At 55.8% G+C, this 19,310-nt stretch carries 17 protein-coding genes; 9 read left to right on the top strand and 8 right to left on the bottom strand.

Going from position 1 to position 19,310, the window contains the following annotated elements:
- Window positions 1-211 precede the first annotated feature (211 nt).
- Window positions 212-865, top strand: a complete 654-nt coding sequence (locus tag Q0835_RS11130) for a TetR/AcrR family transcriptional regulator (RefSeq protein ID WP_298820063.1) — start codon at window positions 212-214, stop codon at window positions 863-865.
- Here the strand turns inward: Q0835_RS11130 and Q0835_RS11135 are convergent.
- Window positions 849-1,970: an ATP-dependent RecD-like DNA helicase gene (locus Q0835_RS11135; protein ID WP_298820066.1), complete on the bottom strand. Its 1,122-nt coding sequence runs from the start codon at window positions 1,968-1,970 to the stop codon at window positions 849-851. The two genes, Q0835_RS11130 and Q0835_RS11135, sit on opposite strands and share 17 nt — an antisense overlap.
- Before the next feature lie 94 nt (window positions 1,971-2,064).
- Window positions 2,065-3,378 carry an FAD-dependent oxidoreductase gene (locus Q0835_RS11140; RefSeq protein ID WP_298961081.1) on the bottom strand — a complete coding sequence of 438 codons (1,314 nt, stop codon included), beginning with the start codon at window positions 3,376-3,378 and terminating at the stop codon, window positions 2,065-2,067.
- A 350-nt stretch (window positions 3,379-3,728) separates the two neighbouring features.
- Here Q0835_RS11140 and Q0835_RS11145 point away from each other — a divergent pair, with 350 nt between their 5' ends.
- Together Q0835_RS11145 and Q0835_RS11150 are read left to right on the top strand one after the other, a co-directional pair.
- Window positions 3,729-4,637 carry a fatty acid desaturase gene (locus Q0835_RS11145; protein ID WP_298961083.1) on the top strand — a complete coding sequence of 303 codons (909 nt, stop codon included), beginning with the start codon at window positions 3,729-3,731 and terminating at the stop codon, window positions 4,635-4,637.
- Between the two features lie 32 nt (window positions 4,638-4,669).
- Entirely contained in the window at window positions 4,670-5,461 is a 792-nt protein-coding gene (locus Q0835_RS11150) for a PhnD/SsuA/transferrin family substrate-binding protein (RefSeq protein ID WP_298961085.1), read from the top strand.
- Between the two features lie 22 nt (window positions 5,462-5,483).
- Here the strand turns inward: Q0835_RS11150 and Q0835_RS11155 are convergent, their stop codons facing one another.
- On the bottom strand, window positions 5,484-5,618 hold the full coding sequence (locus Q0835_RS11155; RefSeq protein ID WP_298820074.1) for a hypothetical protein: 135 nt from the start codon (window positions 5,616-5,618) through the stop codon (window positions 5,484-5,486).
- A gap of 162 nt (window positions 5,619-5,780) precedes the next feature.
- Here Q0835_RS11155 and Q0835_RS11160 point away from each other — a divergent pair, with 162 nt between their 5' ends.
- On the top strand, window positions 5,781-6,683 hold the full coding sequence (locus Q0835_RS11160; RefSeq protein ID WP_298820076.1) for a LysR family transcriptional regulator: 903 nt from the start codon (window positions 5,781-5,783) through the stop codon (window positions 6,681-6,683).
- A gap of 18 nt (window positions 6,684-6,701) precedes the next feature.
- Here Q0835_RS11160 and Q0835_RS11165 read toward each other — a convergent pair whose 3' ends face one another.
- A complete protein-coding gene (locus Q0835_RS11165) occupies window positions 6,702-7,583 on the bottom strand; it encodes a LysR family transcriptional regulator (protein WP_298961088.1) in 882 nt (293 codons plus the stop codon).
- Window positions 7,584-7,741: 158 nt separating this feature from the next.
- On the opposite strand from Q0835_RS11165, the gene Q0835_RS11170 reads away from it, so the two are divergent.
- The 3 genes from Q0835_RS11170 (at window position 7,742) to Q0835_RS11180 (ending at window position 9,731) form a co-directional block, all read left to right on the top strand.
- A complete protein-coding gene (locus Q0835_RS11170; protein WP_298961091.1) occupies window positions 7,742-8,773 on the top strand; it encodes a haloalkane dehalogenase in 1,032 nt (343 codons plus the stop codon).
- A gap of 27 nt (window positions 8,774-8,800) precedes the next feature.
- Entirely contained in the window at window positions 8,801-9,277 is a 477-nt protein-coding gene (locus Q0835_RS11175; RefSeq protein WP_298961094.1) for an SRPBCC family protein, read from the top strand.
- Between the two features lie 148 nt (window positions 9,278-9,425).
- Window positions 9,426-9,731 carry a hypothetical protein gene (locus Q0835_RS11180; RefSeq protein ID WP_298820083.1) on the top strand — a complete coding sequence of 102 codons (306 nt, stop codon included), beginning with the start codon at window positions 9,426-9,428 and terminating at the stop codon, window positions 9,729-9,731.
- 30 nt (window positions 9,732-9,761) lie between these two features.
- Here the strand turns inward: Q0835_RS11180 and Q0835_RS11185 are convergent, their stop codons facing one another.
- The 3 genes from Q0835_RS11185 to Q0835_RS11195 form a co-directional block, all read right to left on the bottom strand.
- Window positions 9,762-11,138: a Xaa-Pro peptidase family protein gene (locus tag Q0835_RS11185; RefSeq protein WP_298961096.1), complete on the bottom strand. Its 1,377-nt coding sequence runs from the start codon at window positions 11,136-11,138 to the stop codon at window positions 9,762-9,764.
- Between the two features lie 46 nt (window positions 11,139-11,184).
- Window positions 11,185-13,620 (bottom strand): FAD-dependent oxidoreductase, encoded by a 2,436-nt coding sequence (locus tag Q0835_RS11190; RefSeq protein ID WP_298961099.1) that lies wholly within the window; start codon window positions 13,618-13,620, stop codon window positions 11,185-11,187.
- A 62-nt stretch (window positions 13,621-13,682) separates the two neighbouring features.
- Entirely contained in the window at window positions 13,683-15,260 is a 1,578-nt protein-coding gene (locus Q0835_RS11195) for a trimethylamine methyltransferase family protein (RefSeq protein ID WP_298961102.1), read from the bottom strand.
- Between the two features lie 244 nt (window positions 15,261-15,504).
- Between Q0835_RS11195 and Q0835_RS11200 the strand changes: the two genes are divergently transcribed.
- Window positions 15,505-16,437 (top strand): phosphotransferase, encoded by a 933-nt coding sequence (locus tag Q0835_RS11200; protein WP_298961105.1) that lies wholly within the window; start codon window positions 15,505-15,507, stop codon window positions 16,435-16,437.
- A gap of 58 nt (window positions 16,438-16,495) precedes the next feature.
- Window positions 16,496-17,542 (top strand): ABC transporter ATP-binding protein, encoded by a 1,047-nt coding sequence (locus Q0835_RS11205; RefSeq protein ID WP_298961108.1) that lies wholly within the window; start codon window positions 16,496-16,498, stop codon window positions 17,540-17,542.
- A 1-nt stretch (window position 17,543) separates the two neighbouring features.
- Here Q0835_RS11205 and Q0835_RS11210 read toward each other — a convergent pair whose 3' ends face one another.
- Window positions 17,544-19,244, bottom strand: coding sequence for an iron ABC transporter permease (locus Q0835_RS11210; protein WP_298961111.1), 1,701 nt, complete (start codon window positions 19,242-19,244; stop codon window positions 17,544-17,546).
- Window positions 19,245-19,310: the final 66 nt, after the last annotated feature.

Raw genomic sequence — 19,310 nt, forward strand, 5'->3', positions numbered from 1 at the left:
TTTGGACAAAATGTTGCAATCAAAGTGCAATCATAAGTGGTTTTCTTGCCGATCTTGAACGATTTGCAACACATTGCGTATTATGCGTTCCAAAATCATGGCTATGTTTGCCAAACTGCTGTGATCAAATGGCCGCATTGCTGTTGCTGAATAACAATCTAAATAAAGACTGGATTGTTCAGGAATTGGTTGCGGAAAGGAGTTTACGCCGATGCCACGGGGACGGCCGAGGAAAGTGGAAGCGAAAGACGCTCTTCAGGCGGTCATGCTCGCTTTCTGGCAGAACGGATATTCCGCCACGTCCATGACAGATCTGTCTGAAGTCTCAGGCATGGCGAAGCCCGGTCTCTATGCGGCATTCGGTGACAAGGAAGCGCTTTTCGAAAAAGCACTGCTGCATTACTTCGAGACTTACGCAGGCCCTGTCTTCGACCGGCTGGTGGCAGCAAGAAAACATGTTGTCGCGGATCTGCGTGATTTTCTGGGAGCAGTCGCCGATCTTACGATGGATCCCAATACTCCGTCAGGCTGTTTTCTCGTCAATGCGTTGGTGGATTGCGCCTATGGAACTGACCGGCACAGGGAATTGGTCCTGGGCTTGCGGGATTCACGGTATGCGATGATCAGGGAGCGCTTGTTGAAAGCGGTGTCTTCTGGCGAATTTGCAGCCGATGCCGATCTTGACCGGGCAGCGACCTTTGTAGATGGACAATTTTCTGCAATTGCCATCCTCGGAAGGGGCGGAAGCAGCAAGAATGATCTGAAAACATTCATTGAAACCGGATTGAGAGCGTTGCCGATCCTGAACGGCGAACAGGTCTTTGATGAACTTGCCTCAGTTGACCGGCCTATTTTACGACAGTAATGCGCTCCGCTGCCCTGGTGACGGCGGTATAAAGCCAGCGGCTCTTGTGCTCGCGAAAGGCCCAGCTTTCATCAAACAACACCACGCTATCCCATTGTGAGCCCTGTGCCTTGTGGACGGTCAGCGCGTAGCCGTAGTCGAACTCATCGGCCTTGCGGCGAATGGCATAAGGGATGCTTTCCGCCCCGTCTTCAAACATCGCCGGCAGCACTTTCACCTTTACCGCCAGTTTGCTGAGCTCATCTTCAGAATGAACGTCGAAACGCAAGGTATTTCCGCGCGGTGGACGAAGGCGTTTGACGGTCCAGAGACCACCATTCAGCAATCCTTTGGTCTTGTCGTTTCTCAGGCACACCAACTTGTCGCCGACTGCCGGCATGGGCGTGTCGAAATTCTTCAACTCGCGGATGCGCGCGTTGTAGAGCCGGCGGGTCTTGTTGGTTCCGACCAGAACCTGATCGGCGCCGAGGATCTGCTCCTTGTCGATCTGGCGCCTGTTGATCACCTTGCTTTCGCCGAACTCGCCAAAGTCCAGCTGACCGCCGTCGCGAATGGTCATGGACATTCGCACGATCGGGTTGTCCTGCGCCTGTCGATGAACTTCGGTCAACATCACATCAGGCTCTGCTTCGGTAAAAAAGCCACCACCCTTGACGGGGGGCAGCTGAGCGGGGTCACCGAGCACAAGTACCGGTGTTCCAAAAGACAGAAGATCCTTGCCAAGTTCCTCATCCACCATGGAGCACTCATCGATGACGATCAGACTGGCGGTGGCTGCTGCACTGTCGCGCTTGATCGCGAATTGCGGGCCGGCGTCTTCATCGTCGTCATCAAGGTCTTCTTCTTCCTTGGCAGACCGGGGACGATAGATCAGTGAATGAATGGTACCTGCATCCTCGCACCCCTTCTGACGCAGCACATGCGCCGCCTTGCCGGTGAACGCACCGAAGCATACGTCTCCGTCGATGCCTTCTGCCAGATGACGGGCGAGGGTGGTTTTGCCGGTTCCGGCATATCCGAACAACCGGAATACCTGCCGGTCACCGCGTTTCAGCCAGGCGGCGGTTTCATTCAAGGCGTCGTCTTGCTGGGGAGACCAGGCCACGGAAGAGCTCCTTTAAGGTGTGCTTCGTTGCTTAGCCTGATTTGTGCGATTCGACCAAGAGAGTTTCCGTTTCCAGCGCCCCGGAAGATTGATGCTAACCCAGGACCGAAAAGGAACTTTCCTTTGTCAATTCTCGCCGGCGTGAGAAGGTTGCCGTGTTGAGCGTGTGCTCAACATGATGCAGTGCAAATTGCAGAGGCACGGTGTCATGGTCATTGCCGCCTTCGCAATAGTCTATCAACTCACCCATCAATCGCCCGGCAACCGTCGCATTCTTGAACTGGTTGCCGCTGGTGCCGATGGCAAGGTAGTAACCATCCACATCGCTGCGGTCGTAGATCGGCAACCAGTCGTCCGTCGCATCATAAAGATCGGCGATACCAACAGGGTGCTGGGAGACACCGAGTTCGGGCAGGCGCTGCGAATAGCGATAGGCATAGGTTAGCGCCCTGTCGGTCAGATCTCTTGAGAAGTCATCGGGGTCGGATTCCAAATGTGGATCACAGGCCGGGTTTTGACTGCCGATCATCAACTGTCCGCCGCTGCCGGGCTTGACGTAGACCGCAATGTCATTGTCGGAGATGACCAGGCCCTGTCGAGAATAGCCCAGTGTTTCCGGTGGTTTGATCTGCACGACCTCCTGGCGGAGAGGGCGGTGTCCGATCCGGACCCCGGGATCCACGTCGAGAAGTGCATTGACCTTGCCTGAGTGCGGGCCACCGACATTGATGACAATTCTGGCTGATATTTCTTCGCCAGTGTCACAAACGACACCCTGAACCCGATTATTCCTGGTCGGGATAGCAACGATCCTTGTGTTGAACCGGAAGTCCGCGCCGTTGTCGGCTGCGGCGTCCTTAAGATTTCGCGCCGCGATCTGGGGATCGTCGACATAGCCACCTGCAAAGAAGAACACGCCACCTGTCAGTTCGCCACCGGACCTGGAGCCGAATTCATCGTCGTCCATGGTCTTGGCCGGCGCAAAACACGCCAGATCATAGCCCGGAAGTTCCTTTACCATCCGCTCGGCCGTCCAATGCTCATAAGCGATGCCGAGCGCGTCAGCATGTTTCAAAACCTGTTTTTGGTAGTTGTCCGCGGCCGTCTTCATGACAAGCGTTCCGGTTTCAATGAATTGTGCAAGACCGTCGTGAGTTTCGATGCCGAGGGTTTGCTGCCAGTTTTTCCATTCGTGATAGCCCTCATAGGCCATCGCAGTTCCGTCAAGCGTTGAATAGTAGGTCCTGATGACGGCCGCTGAACTGGATGTGGACCCATAACCGGCAGCCGGCAGAGCGTCGACGTTGAGTGTCTTGTAACCCTTCTTCGTCAAATGAAATGCAATGGCACACCCGATTACACCGGCACCGATGATGATTGCGTCGTAGCGGCTTTCAGGATCGATCACCTTGCAAGGTCCTTCCAGATGGTGTGGTGACTTTCTTGAGCCAGCTTGGAGCAGGGCTCAGGTGCACATTTATCCAGAACAATAAGCGCCTTGTCCTGTCGAGAAATAGTCGGATATTTGTCGAAATTCTTCCAAGTTTGCTTATTTATTTAAAAATTGGTGACTATTTTCTTCAGATATTGAAAAAAATTAGACAATGTAGATTTTGTTCAAAACTCCCAAATTGAAGCCAGGTGGACAACTCCGCATAGTGATGTTTGTTCAGTTCGGTTTTTGCTGATTTTTCAATAATTTGGGGGTTTTGTGTGCCGCGCGAGAATGGTTGCGAATGGCCGACATTGGCTTTGATAGTGGGCACATCCTCAGTCTGGATGCTGCTGATCGGTTCTTACGGATTGCTTGGTGGCTGGCTGGTTTGGCCACTTGCAGCCGTGCTTGTGACGCTTCAGGCATCCCTGCAGCACGAAGTGCTTCACGGGCATCCAACGCGCAGCCCGGCCATCAATGAAGCACTGGTCTATTGTTCGCTCAATCTCTTTATCCCGTATCGCCGGTTCAAATCACTTCATCTCAGGCATCACAACAATGACCGCTTGACTGATCCGTACGACGATCCGGAGAGTTTTTATCTTGCATGGGCTGACTGGCAAGGCCTGCCTCGCGTGATAAGATTGATCCTCACGCTAAACAATACCTTGCTTGGCCGGCTTCTCATGGGGCCTGCTGTTTCGACAATCGGTTTTGCCGGCTCGGAATTTCGATCAATGCTAAGGGGCGACAGAGCTGTCCTTAAGGCCTGGGCGCATCACCTGGCGGGAATCGTCCCTGTCCTTATTTTTGTTGTTTACGTCGGCGGGATGCCCCTTTGGATTTACATCTTTTGCGTCGCCTACCCGGCTCTGAGCCTCCTGATGTTGCGCACCTTTGCGGAGCACCGGGCACATAAGGACGCGGAAGCACGCTCAATCGTGGTTGAGAACAGCCCATTGTTTGCGCTGCTGTTTTTGAACAATAATCTCCATGTCGTACATCATGCCCATCCAAGGGCTCCCTGGTATGAGCTCCCGGCGATGTACCGGGAAAGGCGTGCTGCCTGGCAAAGGCGCAACAAGGGGTATGTTTTTGCGAGCTATTTCGATCTGGCGAGACGCTATTTGTTCAAAGTAAAGGAGCCGGTTGTGCATCCCATCAAGTATCGAGAGGAAATCGTTGGAAGCGCGACAGCCAAAATGTCTTCGACAGGCAAGGCCGCGCATTGACCATGCCTGTGTTTCATCCGGTGCGGTTGCCGATGTATGATTGGCCTGAAGTGCGCGAGGCGACGTGTGCCCTTGAAGAGGCCCTGCAAGCGGCAATTGGCGACGCTCTGAATATTGCCCCGGAACACTTCACGCCGTGGCCGGCTGGATTGGATGTCCATGAAAGCTGGAGTGAGCCGGGTGTCCTGCTCACGCAGACTTGCGGTTATCCATTGACCCATGCCTTGCATGGCAAGGTCAGACTGCTTGGTACGCCTCATTACGCGGCTCCGGGGTGCCGTGAACACTATTATTGCAGCCAGATAATTGTCGGCAAAAACAGCTCCCATGAAACGCTGGAGGACTTGCGAGGCGCGCCGGCGGTCTACAATACGCCGGACAGCCAATCTGGCATGAACGCCTTTCGCCGCAGCATAGCGCCTTTGTCTGATGGAAGGCCGTTTTTCTCGTCGGTTTTTGAGAGCGGTGGGCACCTGAAATCAGTGAAAGCCGTTGCCGCTGGTGACGCTGATGTTGCCAGCATCGATGCTGTGTGCTGGTGGCTTGTCTGCCAGGAACTACCGGAGCTTGCCAACATGGTGCGTCCGCTTGCACAGACCTTGCCCGCGCCAGGGCTTCCCATGATCACGTCGAAGCGATTTTCAGTCACTCAGACAGAGCAGATTGCAGATGTCGTTGCGGATGTGTTTCTTGACCCGAAGACGCAAAAAAGCCGCGAACGGTTGGGCATTCGCGGCTTTTCTAAACTTGATTTTGAAGACTATGCGAGCATCCCTGCCATGGAGCAGGAAGCTTCTCTGCTTGGATATCCCGTTCTGGCATAAATCACGCCATCCCGTCAGACAGTCAGCGCGTAGCCTTCGGGTCTTGTGCGACTTCGCGCAGACGCAGGGCCTGATTCATCTTGGCCAATTCTGCAGCGGAATGGCCGGAAACGACACCCATGAGGTTGGTGCGCAAAGCTTGAGCGAGATAAGTCATGGCAATCCCAATCCTTGATTTGATGTTGTGGGTACGGGCGGTCCACTGCTTAAGAAACTGGCCGCTTGAGCAACATATGGGCCTTCCTTGCTTTTCAATCAATCGAATTGTATTCATCGAACTGTTCAAAAAAATTGAACTGATATTTATTTGGATGGTTTCATGGATAAACTGCCCGGCAGCGGAACACCGCTGATTGATCTGGAACTCTATCGCACCTTCCTGATCATTGCGGAAACATCAAGCTTTTCAAAAGCTTCAGAGCTTATTGGCCGGACACCCTCGGCAGTGTCGATGCAAATTAAGAAATTGGAAACCATGTTGGACGTTGCCGTGTTCGTACGGGAAGGACGCAGCGTCCGGCTGACGCCCGAGGGAGAAGCCCTTCTGGGCTATGCGCGACGGATCTTGATGCTGAATGAGGAAGCCGTTTCACTGTTTGTTGCGCCAGACGTGGAAGGTGAGGTGCGTTTCGGGGCTCCATCCGATTTCGGCACCCGCCTGTTGCCCAATATTCTGTCCCGTTTCGCCCGGTCCCATCCCGGCGTAAACGTGGATGTTCACCTGGACGGCAGTCCGATGCTGGATGAGAAGGTCAAGACAGGCGAGCTGGATCTTGTGCTTTTCACAGCCCGTCCGGGCACGGGGCTGGCGAGCGGTGGCGAGATTGTCTTCACCGAGCCTTTGGTCTGGGTTGGTCTGGAAGGCGGGATTGCCTATGACCGGGATCCTTTGCCCCTCGCTGTTTCTACGCCGGGCTGCCCGTGGCGCCGGGCGGCGCGAGTTGCGCTTGACGACGCACAAAAACCCTACCGGATTTCCTATACGAGCTTTCACAGTGCGGGCCAGGAGGCGGCACTTCTTGCAGACCTTGCCATCGCGCCGTTTCCGGCCAGTGTCGTCGAAGCGCCGTTGCAGGTGCTGGACGAGCGCCATGATCTTCCGGAAATTGGCGACTATCACATCGTCATGCGGGAGCGGGCGCGTGCCGGCAAGGCCACCCATGCGTTTGCACAGCATGTCGAGGAGTGTTTCCGCGAACTTGGCCTCGGCGTTTCAGCCTAGCGGCAGCGCTGTGGGAAATCAGCGTGTGAACAGGCCTTTGTTGCGCTCAAAATAAGCGGTCGTGAAATCAACAAAAGCGCGGACCCTGGCAACGCGTCGCAGGTCGCCGTGATAAAGTAGCCATACGTTGTAGCCGGGGAGCACCGGCGTCGACGGTACGCGCAGGATGCGCGGGTCTGCGTCGCCTGCAAAGGCCGGAACCTTGATCAGACCAAGGCCCTTGGATGCTGCTTCAATCTGCATGGAAACTTCCGGCAGCACATGTCGCACTCTCGCTTTTGGAAACGGGCTTTGGGCGATCCAATCGTGATTGTCGCTCCAGGTAATCCAATGAGCCCCTTCGCCGCCGTTTTCCATCAAGTTTCCATGCCGTTCAAGGTAGTCGGGAGACGCATAAACGGCTTGCACGAAACGGATCAGTTTCCGGCCGAAAACGTCCTCATCCACATTTGTGGCCACTCTGAGGGAGATATCGGCTTCCAGACGCAACAGGTCCGAAACCCGGTTGGTCGAAATCGCCTGCACGGTAATCTCGGGGTAGTGCTTTGCAAACTCAAGCAGCATGTCGGACAGCAATCCGTGTGAAAAGGCAGGTGGTAGGCTGAGCCTGATTGTACCCGATGGAACCAAGTCGAGCCCGGTCAGCTTGCGGGTAATGGCGTTTGCCTGTGCCTCCATTTCCTCGGCTGGGCCAACAAGCGTTTCACCGGGCTGCGTGAGCTGCAGCCCGCTCGAGGTGCGGTCGATCAGCCGTGTGCCCAGATCAGTCTCGAGCGCCGAAATTGCACGGTGAACGGTGCCGTGATTCACCGCGAGTTTTTCCGCCGCCTTTCGGAAGCTGCCCGTGCGCACCGATGCCAGAAATATTCGCAGATGGTCCCAGTCCAATTCCTTCTTCATGCCTGAGCACATCCTCCTTGGGAAATGATTTGAGGGCGGATCGTTTTTAATCCGCCATGGCTACCTGCTGCGTATTCCATAACAATTTTCTATCCGCACCTAATAGCCATCAGAACCTGTCCGGGCAAGGTCGGACATGAACGAGGAGTGGACTGGGAATGAACAAGGGTCAGCAATTCAAAACAAATCGGCGGGGACTTTTGCAAGGCATGGCAGTCGGTGCAGGCGCGATGATGCTCGCATCCCCTGGAAGTGCAAATGCACAAGCCACAGCGTCCAGACCGACGGGTTCCGCACCATACGGAATTGAAATCCCGTCTGATTTTCCCTTTGCGAAAAAACGACTTGGCGTCAAGGGGTCACACATCAGTTATGTTGATGAAGGCAGCGGCCAGCCGGTTGTCTTTCTGCATGGCAATCCGACGTCATCCTATCTTTGGCGCAATGTCATTCCTCACATGCCTGAAGGATACCGTGCCATTGCGCCTGATCTCATCGGTATGGGTGACAGCGGAAAACCCGATATTGACTACAGCTTTGCCGATCACGCAGCCTATCTTGATGCTTTTTTGAATGAGCTTGATCTGAACGACGTTGTTCTCGTTGTGCATGATTGGGGATCGGCGCTTGGAATGCGTTACGCACGCCTTAATCAGGAGCGGGTCAGCGCATTGGTGCTCATGGAAGCCATCGTGCCACCAGCCATGCCGGCACCAAGTTATGAGGCAATGCCCGAACAGATCGCCGATTTCTTCCGGCTCATGAACAGCGATGAAGGTGCGCGGCTGGTACTTCAGGAAAATTTCTTCGTTGAAGTGACGCTGCCTGAGTTCGGGGTCATCAGGAAGCTTGGTCAAGAGGAAATGGATCATTATCGCAATCCCTTTCCGTCACCGGCCTCGCGCAAGCCGGTTCTCGCCTGGCCTCGCCAGGTGCCTATCGGTGGTCGTCCGGCCGACGTTGTTGAGGAAGTAACACTGAACGGCAAGTGGCTTTTCAGCACCGACATTCCGAAGCTGCTCTTTTACGCCGAGCCGGGTGCGATCACACCCAAGGCCGTTGCCGAATATATGGCGTTGAACGCTTCCAACCTTGAAGTTCGCTTCGTGGGCGCCGGCACGCACTTCCTGCAGGAAGAACATCCGCACCAGATCGGGCAGGGTATTGCCGACTGGCTGCGCCGACTTTGAAACCACATGAACAAGGAGGACCCGAGCATGCCTGAAGCTGCTGTGTTTCAGATCGTCAATGCACCCATTTCCGAAGTCTGGCAAAGCTGGGATCGATTTGACGAAATCTACCGGTTCAATCCCCAAATCAATCAGTCGCCATTGCTGTCAAACAGTGTAGCGACCGGGCTTGGTGCCGAGCGGCATTGCAAGCATGTCGACGGAAAAACCTATTTGAAAGAGCGGATTATCAGCTACCAGCCCGAAGAGCATCTGGTCATCGATATCTTTGACGCCAACGTGCCGTTGAAAACCGCTCGGGTCACACTGGACTTTTCAGCATTGTCAGCCGAGCAGACGCAAGTGACGATGCGCATAGTCTTCACGCCAAAGTTCGGGCCGATCGGCTGGTTTCTGACACCGTTGCTCAAAAGACAATTCCGGAAAGGCTTGTCTGATCTGCTGTCAGCGAATGCAAATTTCGTTGAAAACGGTGTTGAAATACACCCCAAGGCAGCAGCTTAAGATCAGAAGTGTTTCAATTTAAGACAAACGCCCCGGTTTTGGTGCCGGGGTGTTTCTTTTTATTGGTTAACGCCGCAGAAACACTGGTGCAAAAGTTAAGAAAGGATTACGATTCTAGGTAAATGAAAACTTAACTGCGAGAAGCGTCATGAAATTTTTTCTGAAAGCACTGTGTTCGGCTGCCGCTCTGGCAGCGGTTTCAGGCACTGCGGCCGTGGCTGAAAGCGGTACGGTTCGTATTCTTCATGATGAGCCCTACGGAGCAATCGTCACCAAGGAAGCCGGTGTTCTGGTGTTCCGCGCTTTGCCGCCGACACGCAAGGTCGTAGTCAATCCCGGCGGCAAAACTCCGCTTCAGCTGAACCATACCGACGTGCGCGAGACCAAAGTCGTTGTCGTGACACAAGACGACTATGCACGGAACCTCGGTGCCAAGATCCTTCGTCTGAAGTAACGGCCTTGTTTTTCCGGTTTATGAGGGTCGTCAACGCGGACGGCCCATCAGTCTTGCGTCCCAGGGGTAGGTGCTGAGACGCTCCGAGCCGGTGTCGGTGATGAGAATCTGTTCTTCCAGTTTTACACCTTCATACCCGCCGTGCCGGCCGGCATAGCTTTCGACACACACCACCATTCCAGCTTCGAGAACGCCATCATAACCGCCAGCCTCCCAGTCCGCCGGATAAGGCACCGCTGGATATTCATCGCAAAGTCCAACGCCATGGAACAGGACTGAATAGCGATTGGCGAGGCAGTCGTCCGGCAGGCTCTTGCCCCGATGTGACAGCTCGCGGAACGTCCGACCCGGCTCCAACATCTGGATATTGCCTTCGATCTGGTCGACAGCCAACTCATAAAGAGCTTGCTGTTCATTGGTCGGCAGTCCGTCGCCACACAGCCAGGTGCGAGAAATGTCGCAGCACATGCCGTAAGGGCCGACGAGGTCGGTATCGAACGCGACCAGCTCTCCTTCATTGATCTGACGTGCCGAGGCCTCTTGAAACCAGGGATTTGTGCGGGGTCCGGATGAAAGCAGATGGGTTTCGATCCATTCGCCGCCGCGCCTGATATTGCCGGCATGCAGGAATGCCCAGAGATCCCATTCGGTGATACCCGGGACAAGCGCATGTTCCATTTCCCGCATCGCCGCTTCGCAGGCTGCAATGGCGCGTCGCATGGCCTTGATCTCGTCGTTGCACTTGATGGCCCGGGCCAATTCCATCACTTCTTCGCCGTCATGAATGGTTATGCCGTGTCTTTCGAGCGCGGCAACGCCCTCCCGCCGGCATTTGTCGAGCGCAATCCGGTGATTGCCGCCACCGAAGGCTTTGACCAGATCGGCGAGTTCATCAGCCCATTTCTGAGCAAGTTCAGCTGAACGTGGGCCTGATTCAAAATAAAACCAGGGCACGCCGTGGCGTATTTCAGTGACCAGAGGATTGTGTGCGTTGAGATGCTCGCAATTGTGAAAGTCAAACGCGACAACAGGTCCCTCGAGCGCCACGAATGTGTATCTGACCGCATTGTGGGTTGACCAGACCTGCATGTTGGTTGCGTCTGTCGCGTAGCGGACATTGAGTGGGTCGCACAGGATTGCGGCACTGAGATCAAAGGCCGCCAATTGCTGACGGATGCGCCGCAAACGGTAGCCGCGCAGAGCTTCCAGGTCCGGTGCTGCAAGGCCGAGGGCGGACCATTCGTCCTCTGCCAAGTCGCCATATCCGAGCACGTGACGGTTCAGCACAGTGGCCTTTTCGGTGGCATAGGCCGATAGCGCTGCGTAGTCCGACATCTCGCCTGGATGCACCGGCAATACCGATGGCATGATCTTGCGCCGATGCCGGCCGAAGTGTTCCGTATTCATGATTGCCCACACCTCCTCTTGTGGTCGCGATCAAATGGCGTTGCGCCTACATGCGCATGCGTTCTGCACCGGGATCGAACAAGGGGTCGGGATTGATTGTCGCTTTGCGTCGCTCTCCGAGGATTTCGATTTCGAAATCGCCTTCATTTAGGTTTCTGGCCAGATCCGCGGGGATATAGCCTTGTGCAAGCGAACGGTCGACAAAGTGTGCATAGCCGCCTGACGTGATCCAGCCGATCACCTTGCCGGCATGCCAGATCGGTTCATCGCCCATCACATCGGCGTCTCCGGCGTCGACGATAAAACTGACACGTAAGCGATCTGGACCCTGGTCGTGTTCCTTCCGGGCAGCGTCCTTTCCGATGAAATTTTCCTTGGAAAGTTTCACAAATCGACCGAGATCGGCTTCATAAGGGCCGTAGATCGGGCGGAATTCTCGAAACCAGGTGCCGAAGTTCTTTTCAAGACGCATGGCCAGCAGCGCCCGCATGCCGAAGTTCCGGATGTCGAATTGGGTCCCGGCGTTCATCAGGGCTTCGTACACTTGCCGTTCGTATTCAGGTGCCATCCAGATCTCGTATCCAAGATCGCCGGTATAGGAGATACGATTGACCTTGCATGGTGCGTTGGCGACGTCCATTTCGCGGAAATCCATAAATCGGAAAGCTTCGTTTGAAACGTCTTCGCCTGTGACTTTTTCGAGTACTTTGCGGGCATTTGGCCCGGCTATCGACAGACCGACCCAACTAAGATTGATAGGCTGGATCTGCACGGAGCCATCTTGCGGCAGATGCTGTTCGAACCAGCGCAAATGATAGACTTCAGCCTGAGACGAGCCGAACATGTAGAACCGGCTGTCACTGGCCCGGGCAATCGTGAAATCACCGATCAGCTTGCCGTTCTCGTTCAGCATCGGGGTCAGTATGATGCGCCCGGTCTTCGGCATGGTGTTTGTCATCAGATGTGACAGGTAGTCTTCCGCACCTGATCCGGTCACTTCGTATTTCGCAAAGTTTGCAATTTCAGTGATGCCGACGCTTTCACGCACGGCACGGCATTCATCGCCGATATGTTCGAAATCGTTTGATCGGCGGAAAGACACGACATCCTTCGCCTCGGTGCCCTCCGGAGCGAACCAGAGAGGGGTTTCAAGTCCCCAGCTGTCCCCCATGACCGCGCCCTGCGCCAGCATTCTGTCGTAGAGCGGCGTAGTCTGGTGCGGGCGGGCAGCAGGCAGCTCTTCGTTGGGAAACCGGATACGAAAACGGCGCCGGTAGTTCTCCTGGACCTTTGCGTTTGTGTAGGACAGCGTGGCCCAGTTGCCGTAACGCGCGACATCCATTCCCCAGATGTCATAACCAGGGTCACCATTCACCAGCCAGTTCGCAAGTGTCAAGCCGACGCCGCCACCTTGGCTGAAACCAGCCATGACACCGCATGCGACCCAGTAGTTGCGTAGGCCACGCACTGGGCCGACAAGAGGATTGCCGTCCGGAGCGAAGGTGAATGGGCCATTGATAATCTGTTTGATACCGGCGGTTTGCAGCGCCGGAAAATGCTCAAACCCGACTTCAAGCTCGGGCGCAATGCGATCCAGGTCCGGGGCGAGCAGCTCGTGGCCGAAATCCCAGGGGGTCTGGCGTGGGCTCCATGGCCGGCAGTTCTGCTCGTAAGTTCCGAGCAGCATGCCCTTGCCTTCCTGGCGTGTGTAGATTTCGCCGCCGAAATCAAGAACACCGATCAGTTCCTTGCCGGTTGCCGCATTGTGTGCAGTCACCTCGGGCATTTCGTCGGTCAGAAGATACATGTGTTCCATGGCTAGAACAGGCAGTTCCAGACCAACCATGCGTCCGCATTCTCGCGCCCAAAGGCCTCCGGCATTGACCACATGCTCTGCACGAATGGTGCCCTTGTTCGTAATCACATCCCAGGTGCCGTCCGGTGTCTGGACCAACTCCTCCACCTTGGTGTGCCGGTAGACGGTTGCTCCGTTCACACGTGCGGCCTTGGCATAGGCGTGTGTCGTTCCGGACGGGTCGAGATGACCTTCAATCGGATCCCAGAGTGCTCCGATGAAGTGTTTTTCGTCCAAGATCGGAAACATCGTTTTGGCTTCGGCGACGGAAATCAGTTCCAGATCCATGCCGAGGTATCGCCCTTTGGCCTGAGCAAGTCGCAGGAAGTCCATGCGCTCCGGCGTATCGGCCAGCATGACACCACCGGTGAGGTGCAGTCCGCAGGATTGGCCGGAAATTTCTTCCAGCTCTTCGTAAAGGTCGACCGTATAGCTCTGGAGCTGGGCGACATTGGGGTCGCCATTGAGTGTGTGGAAGCCACCAGCCGCATGCCAGGACGAGCCGGATGTCAGCTCATCCCGTTCGACCAGTGTTACATCGGTCCACCCGAGTTTGGTCAGGTGGTAGAGCACACTGCAGCCAACGACACCGCCGCCAATGACAACTACTTGTGTGTGGGTCTTCATTAAATCTGCTCCGGAACGGCCTGCGCTAAATCTGGCGGCCAGGTCGACTTCCGATGTGGAAGCTAAAAATCGGTGGGTGCGCCGCCTTCGGCTTTCCGCCTTTCAACGAAGGCGGTGATTTCTTCATCTATAGCGGGATCGATAGGCGGAGGTTCGTAGGCTTCGAGCGCTTTTTTGTAGAGCATGTTCGCCTTGTCATAGGCAATTGGGCTCCCTGCTTCGGCCCATGTTTCATAGTTGCGCCAATCGGAGACAAGCGGAGCGTAGAAAGCGTCCTTGTAGCGGGCCTGTGTATGTTCGGTTCCAAAGAAATGTCCGGCCGGGCCAACATCCCGGATCGCCTCAAGTGCGAGGGCGTCTTCCGAAACATCCAATGGTGTCAGGTACTCCTGGAGCTTCTGCAGAAGATCGATGTCTGTGATGAATTTCTCATAACCGGCACTGAGACCACCCTCGAGCCAACCGGCGGCATGTTTGATCAGATTGCCACCGCCGTTTATCGCTCCCCATTCCGACAAGGTGGTTTCCAGAGCAGCCTGATAGTCCACAGTATTGGCCGCGCAAACTCCGGAAGTGCGGTAGGGCAGGTTATAGCGGCGGGCGAGCTGGCCTCCGGCAATCGCGGCTTTCATGTATTCCGGCGTGCCAAAGGCCGGTGCACCGGATTTCATGTCCACATTGGAGGTGAAGCCACCATAGACCACCGGAGCTCCCGGACGCACGAGTTGGGCAAAGGCGATGCCGGCAAGGGCTTCAGCGTTTTGCAATGTAAGGGCACCTGCGATCGTCACAGGAGCCATAGCTCCTGCAAGCGTGAACGGCGTGACAATGGAAACCTGACCGGCTTTGGCCATCTCGATCAGGCCCGTCAGCATGGGTGTGTCCAGACGCAAAGGCGACGAGGTGTTGATGACCGTCAGAACGCTTGGCGTCCGGACAAATTCTTCATGCGTCAGGCCATAACCGATGCGGGTCAACTCCAGGCCATCGAGATTGCGTTCACGTCCAAGCGAATAGATATGGAACACCTTGTCGGTGATGCGGAGCATGTCGGCAACGCAGTCGAGATGACGAACGGATGCATGGATATCCACGGGTTCAACCGGGTATCCCATCATGCAATGAATGATATTGAAATGCTGGGAAAGCTTCAGGAAGTTACGGTAATCCTGCTGATTTCCAGCACGCCGGCCCTTGTCTTTGTCCACCACATTGGGCGCGCTTGCGACACAGGAAAAGGCGATTGCATCGCCGCCAATCTGAAGATCATGCGCCCGGTTCCTGGCGCGGACGGTGAACTGGCCCGGTGCCTTGGCGACGAGCTCCTCCACCATGGCGCGATCCATCCGTACGCGATCTTCGCCGGGTTTGATGTCGGCACCGGCGGCTTTCAGCCATGTCTTTGCATCCTCGTGCAGGAAATCAATACCGATTTCCTCCAAAACCCGCATGGAAGCATCGTGAATGGCCTCCAGTTCGTCGGCTGAGACAACTTCGAGGGGTTTGAAGCGATGACGCGGTTGCTTGAACGGCTTTTGCGGAAAAAGATCCGGACCGCTCTTGTCACCACTTCTGCGCCGCCGCCCGCGTCGGGCAGGTGGTGCCTTCGCCTTGGGAGCGGCTTCGATTTCGCTCGTCATTGCTTCGCTATCCGTTGTCTTGAGGCTTGCCGGGTTTGGTGGAATGGTCCGGCGGCCGGGCGATAGGTTTGCCGCCACGGTCTGCAAGCTTAGTTGAGGAGCTGCTTGTTACGGGCAGTCTCAGTACGACGGTGAGTGCTCAAACTCCGACATCGGAGAGAGCGAAAGCGACAGGGGCCTTCTGCATAAAAACTTTGGCTTGACGGATCGGGGCGATCAAAGCGATCAGGACAGGGCGAGATTTATGAATGAGGTTTCGGTGAAGGAGCATCTCTCGGACAGTACCTTGCTGGCGTTTTTGAAAACCCAGTTGCCAGAGGCAGACTGGGATCACGCGCATTTGCGTCCCTTGCCGGTTGCCTATACCTGCCGGTTCTGGCGCCTTGATGTGCCCGGCCGCAGCTATGTGATCAAGGAATTCTTCCCCGAGGCGGAAGACAATCCGCTCTTCCCGACATTGCCACGTCAGGAAGCAGATGCTCTTTCCGTTCTTTCACGCCACCATTTGTCACCTTCATTGGAAGCCTTTGCAATCAGTCCAGCTGGAACTCCGGTGCTGGTCTACGGATATCCGTCCCCTGAAGACAATGAGATCGATGTCTCTGAAGCTGCCGCACTTATCGGGCGATTTGCCGCTCTGAAAGAACCGGTCCAGGGTCATCAAACCGTCCCGGCGGGATACAATGAGGTACTGGGGCGCGGCGATGCCATGCTGGCGGCGATCCCTGAGAGCCGCAAGGCAGCCAATCTCAAGCGGCTGCGTCCGCAGGACAAAGCGGTTGTTCGGAAGCCTGTCGAAAGGTCGCTGGTCCATCGCAGCTTCTGTCTTGGCACCATCCTGGCAACGGGAGAGGGCGCGAGATTGATCGACTGGCAGTTCGCGGGCCTCGGCGATCCGGTTGAAGACATTGTCGGGTTTGTCTCGCCAGGTCTCGCGACACTTTATGGACTTCACCCACTGGTCGCACATGCGGAAGACATGTTCCTGCAGGCCTACCCCGTTCAGCAGACGGTCCAGCGTTTCTTGGAGGAGCGTATCGGCTACCACTGGTGCTTTGCGGCATACTGTCTTTTCCGCCATGAAACGCTCATGACGAGCAATGCACCTGCGGCGCGGGCGTATGGACGGGCTCTGGAAGAAGAAGTCGACCTGATGCTGCGTCTGCGTGCCAAATAGCGCTGCGTTGTTCCGGTCAATGTAATGATCCTGTCACAGGACAGCGATACCGGAGGGCATGTCCATCCATCTTGATGCCGTATCCAAATCTTTCGCGGACCATAAAGCTCTCAACGACGTTTCGCTGTCGATTGAAGACGGCACTTTCTTTGTCGTTCTTGGCCCTTCCGGGTGCGGCAAGTCCACCCTGTTGCGCACGATCGCGGGCCTTGAGCCTATTGATGCCGGTGAGGTCTTGCTAGACGGGCGAAAAGTGGCGGGCGATGGATTTCATGTTCCTCCCGAGCAGCGCCAGGTCGGGGTGGTTTTCCAGTCCTATGCACTTTGGCCGCACATGAGCGTTTCGGGAAACGTCGCCTTTCCGTTGGAAGCTGCAGGCAAGGGTCGTTCGGTCGTGTCCGCCCGCGTTGCTGATTGCCTGAAAACCGTTGCTCTTTCTGAGTTCGGGCAAAGAAGGCCGGCTGAATTGTCAGGCGGTCAGCGCCAAAGGGTTGCGCTTGCGCGTTGCCTTGCACAAGGGGCAGGCACGGTCCTGATGGATGAACCGCTCGCCAATCTGGACCCGCATCTTAGAGGGGTCATGGAAGAAGAGCTTTCAAGCTTTCACAAGGCCAGCGGTGGAACGACACTTTTCATTACACATGATCAGCGCGAAGCGATGGCCCTGGCCGACAAAGTGGCGGTGATGTGGAACGGCAAAATTCTTCAAGTGGATGATCCGGATACCTTGTACCGGCGGCCGATGTCTAAAGAGGTCGCGGGCTTTATTGGCCGAAGCACTCTCTTGCCCGTAAGGATCAACCGCGCCGAGGCAGGCATGGCCGAGATTGGATTTGGCGGTGCAACGGTGGAAGTTGAGTGTCCGCACAATGCCGTTCCCGGACAAGGCACCTTGCTGCTTCGACCAGAGCATATTGTTCTTGCAAACAGCGCATCTGGTTTTGAAACCCGGGTGGTTCGGACGGTCTATCGAGGGGGTGTCTGGGATGTATTTGTTTCGATGCCCGGTCTGGACCAGCACTTGATGATGTCGCTTCATCGAAAGGCCACTCCGGGGGATATGCTTCGCCTTGAAATTCTTCGAGGCTGGGTGTTGCCAGCCTAACTCAGTCCTTCCAGGGGATTGTGCCGTTCGGAACGCGCCTGGCCAGAACGTTCATGGCCAGCATGATGAAGATTGTAGCCCCAACCACAACCGCTGACATGGCGGCTGCCAGTGTGGTGTAACCGCCGTCTTCATAGTTGAAGATAGTTGTTCCGATGGTCTCGTTTCCCGTCGACCAGAGCAGCGCTGATACAGTGACTTCATTATACGCCGTGAGGAAGACAAGGATTGCGCCGGAAGCTGCGGATGGTGCGGCAAGGGGAGCGAATATCTTGCGCATGCGTCTGAAAAAACCGGCTCCGGAAACCCGTGCCGCATCTTCCAGAGAAGCGTCCATTTGCAGGAATGCGGCCATGACAGGCTTCAATCCAACCGCAAGAAACACGGAGACATACGCAATCAGGATGATCCAGATCGTGCCATAGAGCGAGATGCCAAGTACAGGGATCGGTCGGATAAAGGCCAGGATGAACGCGATCGACATGACAAGGCCCGGAACCGCAAAAGCGATTTCAGACTGCGTCAACGCCAATCCCGCCAAGCGGCGGTTTCCTGAATTTTTGTGGGCAAGAAAATAGCCGAGAAGCAAACTCATTGCGGCAATGACAAATGCGCTTAGTCCGGCAATCAACGTCGAATTGGCAAATGCCCTGAGCGTGACTGTCTGGCGCCAGAGTACTTCGGTGAAATTGTCCAATGTCAGGGTCTCGAGCGACAGTGGCAGGCCGTAGGTCTTCACCAAAGACGTCGCAAGCAGGGAAGCTGCGGGAAGCAAAAGCACGCCGGCAACAAACAGCCAGAGGATACTCTCGACGAGGATGCGCCTGGAGCCGAGCGAAATTGCCAAAGGGTCCTGCGGCAGCCCGATGAGGCTCGCGCGCATGCGGCGCTGCAACAGGCTTTGCAGTAAAATGGCAAAAAGTGCGACCAACGCCAGGATGACGGAAATCACGGCAACATTGGGCAAAATGTCTGGCCCGAAGCTGGCCAGGCGCCGCCACACGAGCACCGGTAAGGTCGTATAACGTGCCGGAATACCGATCAGCGCGTTGATGCCGAAGTTGCCGAGCGCGGCAACGAAGGCAAGCGCGAAACCGGCCAAAAGCGATGGGCCAAGGAGCGGAAGCGTTATCCGGCGCAGCATCAAGGCTGCGCCAGCACCGGAGATGCGTGCGGCATCGGAAAGCTCGCGCGGAAAGGTCCGCAAGGCCGCGCGGACAAGGAGAAAAACGAGGGGACTGTGCTGCAGCGTCAGCAGAAACACCAGGCCTTCGCGTGAATAGAGCGGATGCGTCGACCCAATTTCGGGTGCCAGACCCAACAATTGCAAAACAGGGCTGGCGGGTCCAAGTGCCTGTATCCAGGCTATGGCCGTGACATGCGGCGGGATCATCATCGGCAATAGAATGAGGAAGACCAGCAGGCCTTTCGCGCGAATGTCTGTCAAACCGATGATCAGCGCGAGGCAGGTTCCGAGGATGGACGCACCGAGTGCGGACCAAAGACTGCTCTCAATGGAATGCCAAAGCGCCCGCTGGACCGAGCGGCTTTGAACCGCTTCCAGAAGCGGTCCAACAGCCACACTGCCTTCACTTGTCAGCCCGGTTTTGAACAACAGCAGAAGGGGCAGGCCACATACCGCCGTCGCGCCGACCACAAGCAGCAGCAGTGTTGTTTTCTCAGGAGCAAGCTTTGGGCGCATGCGGCTTCAATTTACTCTGTTTGTTGCCCAGGTATGAGGCGCATGTAAATGGCACGGCAGAAAGAA

The organism is uncultured Roseibium sp., from assembly GCF_947499295.1.
Lineage (GTDB): Bacteria > Pseudomonadota > Alphaproteobacteria > Rhizobiales > Stappiaceae > Roseibium.

Bases quoted from the DNA above. Each gene is read 5' to 3' on its own strand.
- Q0835_RS11205 (WP_298961108.1), top strand. From the start codon at position 16,496: ATGTCCATCCATCTTGATGCCGTATCCAAATCTTTCGCGGACCATAAA.
- Q0835_RS11185 (WP_298961096.1), bottom strand. From the start codon at position 11,138: ATGAATACGGAACACTTCGGCCGGCATCGGCGCAAGATCATGCCATCG.
- Q0835_RS11165 (WP_298961088.1), bottom strand. From the start codon at position 7,583: ATGAAGAAGGAATTGGACTGGGACCATCTGCGAATATTTCTGGCATCG.
- Q0835_RS11130 (WP_298820063.1), top strand. From the start codon at position 212: ATGCCACGGGGACGGCCGAGGAAAGTGGAAGCGAAAGACGCTCTTCAG.
- Q0835_RS11155 (WP_298820074.1), bottom strand. From the start codon at position 5,618: ATGACTTATCTCGCTCAAGCTTTGCGCACCAACCTCATGGGTGTCGTT.
- Q0835_RS11160 (WP_298820076.1), top strand. From the start codon at position 5,781: ATGGATAAACTGCCCGGCAGCGGAACACCGCTGATTGATCTGGAACTC.
- Q0835_RS11180 (WP_298820083.1), top strand. From the start codon at position 9,426: ATGAAATTTTTTCTGAAAGCACTGTGTTCGGCTGCCGCTCTGGCAGCG.
- Q0835_RS11170 (WP_298961091.1), top strand. From the start codon at position 7,742: ATGAACAAGGGTCAGCAATTCAAAACAAATCGGCGGGGACTTTTGCAA.
- Q0835_RS11175 (WP_298961094.1), top strand. From the start codon at position 8,801: ATGCCTGAAGCTGCTGTGTTTCAGATCGTCAATGCACCCATTTCCGAA.
- Q0835_RS11210 (WP_298961111.1), bottom strand. From the start codon at position 19,244: ATGCGCCCAAAGCTTGCTCCTGAGAAAACAACACTGCTGCTGCTTGTG.
- Q0835_RS11195 (WP_298961102.1), bottom strand. From the start codon at position 15,260: ATGACGAGCGAAATCGAAGCCGCTCCCAAGGCGAAGGCACCACCTGCC.
- Q0835_RS11200 (WP_298961105.1), top strand. From the start codon at position 15,505: ATGAATGAGGTTTCGGTGAAGGAGCATCTCTCGGACAGTACCTTGCTG.
- Q0835_RS11150 (WP_298961085.1), top strand. From the start codon at position 4,670: ATGTATGATTGGCCTGAAGTGCGCGAGGCGACGTGTGCCCTTGAAGAG.
- Q0835_RS11190 (WP_298961099.1), bottom strand. From the start codon at position 13,620: ATGAAGACCCACACACAAGTAGTTGTCATTGGCGGCGGTGTCGTTGGC.